The sequence below is a fragment of the Nocardioides hungaricus genome (assembly GCF_054782915.1).
The window spans coordinates 1-584 of sequence record NZ_BAAGRO010000055.1 but is presented as its reverse complement, the minus strand read 5'-3'; the positions used below and the strand labels follow the sequence as shown (position 1 = coordinate 584).

Here is a 584-nt window from a genome sequence, read left to right as displayed (position 1 = left end):
CAACTCGCCGAGACCGACCTACACATCAGGCCGTACGCGGAGCGACATGTGAGGTAGTACGCGGACAGGTGCGTCGCTGGGAACGCCTCCTCGATTCGGTTCCCTTCGACGCCGAGCAGGTTCGCCGTCTGCTCGTCGTCACCCTGCCTCGCTTGGGCGGCCAGCGCGGTGAGGGCGCTGTAGTAGACCGCGCTGCCCCGTGCCCGTCCGCGTGACCACACGAACCCCCTCGGATGCGGTCCGAGAGGCCTTCGGCGTCCGCAGCCGCTGCCGCGACGGCGCGTGCAGGGGATCACTGAGGTGCACCACCGTCTCCCACGAGACGATCGGCTGCCCGCCGGGCGTGTGGCCCGATACGCCAGGCCCATGACGAAGGAAGATGTGCTGGGACTACGGCGGCCAGACCGCCTTGAGTTCACCAGCGGAAGGCACGGGATGCGCCTACGCACCTCCGGTGACGCAGCCGTCGTCGACAACTTGAGCTCGTAGGCGAAGCCCGCTCAGGTAGTAGGACGTCCTAGCGATCCTTGGTCGTTAGAACTTTGACGGTTGTCTTGAGTTTCAGGCGGCGTTGAGTCGTGCGT

General features: G+C 66.3%; 1 protein-coding gene. It reads right to left on the bottom strand.

Annotation, left to right across the window (positions count from 1 at the left end):
- The coding region (locus ACYVKX_RS20250) for a hypothetical protein (protein WP_460835492.1) at window positions 1-221 on the bottom strand (221 nt) is incomplete at its 3' end.
- Between the last annotated feature and the right edge of the window lie 363 nt (window positions 222-584).